The organism is Oryzihumus sp., from assembly GCF_036391795.1.
GTDB lineage: Bacteria > Actinomycetota > Actinomycetes > Actinomycetales > Dermatophilaceae > Oryzihumus.
In genome coordinates, this window is the sequence record NZ_DASVZH010000209.1 from 1 (window position 1) to 1,845 (window position 1,845).

Consider the following 1,845-nt stretch of genomic DNA (forward strand, 5'->3'; position numbering starts at 1 on the left):
AAAGATGGGTTTCGCGGCCCAGACCTGACCCGTGCCCGCACCGCGACCGTGACGCAACTGACGCTTTCGTTGCGCGACCGTCCAAGGTCACGCCCACGACCCCCGGTGGAAGGCTCCCCTGCCAGGCGCACGCCGGGCCGATCACCCGACGGTCATCCACTCAGAACTGGGCGCATGCCGACCTTGTCACCGCTTGTCACCCTGTCAAGACCCGGTACCCGCCTGACGGTTTGACCCCGGTAGGTGCCTGACAGCTTGAACCGGGACTGTCAGGAACTTTGTGTAACGGGCGTGATCTGAGGGTCCGCGGCTGAAGGCCGTGGTCCAGAAAGGATCACTCCGATGACAACAACGACAGCGATGAGCTCGCCGGCCTCGGCGACGGAGGTGACGGCGGGGCGTAGCGTTCCGCCGGTGGGAGGCGACGACTCCGCGATGCGGGCGTGGGCTGAGGAACTGGTGGCCCGGGCCCGCGATGAGGGCGTCGAGTTGACCGGCGACGACGGATTGTTGACGGCGCTGGTGCGCCGGGTGTTGCAGACCGGCCTGGAGGTCGAGATGACCGACCATCTTGGCTACGAGCCGCACGCGGTGGAGGGTCGCGGGTCGGGCAACAGCCGCAACGGTTCCTATCCGAAGACGGTGACCACCGAGATTGGCAAGGTCGAGCTGCGGGTTCCCCGGGACCGCAACGCCACCTTCGAGCCGGTGACGGTCCCGAAGGGCCAGCGCCGCATGGATGGCCTGTCCGGCCAGATCATCTCGCTGTACGCCAAGGGCATGTCGACCGGCGACATCCAGGCGCATGTGGCCGAGATCTACGGGACTGACATCAGTCGGGACACGATCTCGAGGATCACCGACGCGATCGTCGAGGACATGGTGGCCTGGCAGAGTCGGCCGCTGGACCGGGTCTATCCGGTGCTGTTGATCGACGCCATCGTGGTCAAGATCCGCGATGGGCAGGTCGCCAACCGGCCCATCTATGTGGCCATGGGCGTGAACCTGGACGGCGAACGCGACGTGCTGGGCATGTGGGTCGGGCCGACCGGCGGGGAGGGCGCCAAGTTCTGGATGAGCGCGCTCACCGAGCTCCGCAACCGCGGTGTGGCCGACGCGTTCATTGTGTGCTGCGACGGCCTCAAGGGTCTCCCTGACGCCATCCGGGCCACGTGGCCCCAAGCCGACGTGCAGCTCTGCGTCGTGCACCTGGTCCGCTCGTCGCTCCGGTTCACGTCAAAGAAGTACTGGGGGCCGATCTGCCGGGAGATGCGAGAGATCTACACCGCGCCGACGGTCGAGGCGGCCGAGGCCCGCTTCGCCGAGTTCGCCGACACCTGGGGCGAGCGTTACCCGGCCATGATCGACACGTGGCGCCGAGCCTGGGGCGAGTTCGTGCCGTTCCTGGCGTTCCCGGTCGAGCTGCGCACCATCGTGTACACCACCAACGCCATCGAGAGCCTCAACGCCCGGTTCAGAAAGGGGGTGCGCCACCGGACGCACTTCCCGAACGAGCAGGCCGCCCTCAAAGTGCTCTACCTGGTGGCCACCGAACGCCGGCCGAACCGGTCCAACCCGACCGGCAAGATCAACGGCTGGAAGACCATCCTCAACGCCCTTACCATCCACTACGGCGAGCGGATCGCCGCAGCCAACTAACCAATGACTCACGTCCGGTTACACAGACAATCGGACAGTCCCCGCCCAGATCGACGCACACGCACTCGGGGACCACTCCGGGGACCTGGTTGAGCAGCAGCGAGATGATGTAGGCGGCGGCGCTGAGTAGGAGGGGCTCGAGGAGCCTGGGCACGAGGGCGTGCCATTGGATCGTGCCGGGGCGAA

Annotated in this window: 1 protein-coding gene; it reads left to right on the forward strand. The window is 66.7% G+C overall.

Annotated features, from left to right (window positions below):
* Positions 1-435 precede the first annotated feature (435 nt).
* Positions 436-1,659, forward strand: coding sequence for an IS256 family transposase (locus VF825_RS12970; RefSeq protein ID WP_414695850.1), 1,224 nt, complete (start codon positions 436-438; stop codon positions 1,657-1,659).
* Positions 1,660-1,845: the final 186 nt, after the last annotated feature.

Excerpts from the sequence above, each read along its gene's own strand:
- VF825_RS12970 (WP_414695850.1), top strand. The coding sequence starts at position 436 with ATGCGGGCGTGGGCTGAGGAACTGGTGGCCCGGGCCCGCGATGAGGGC.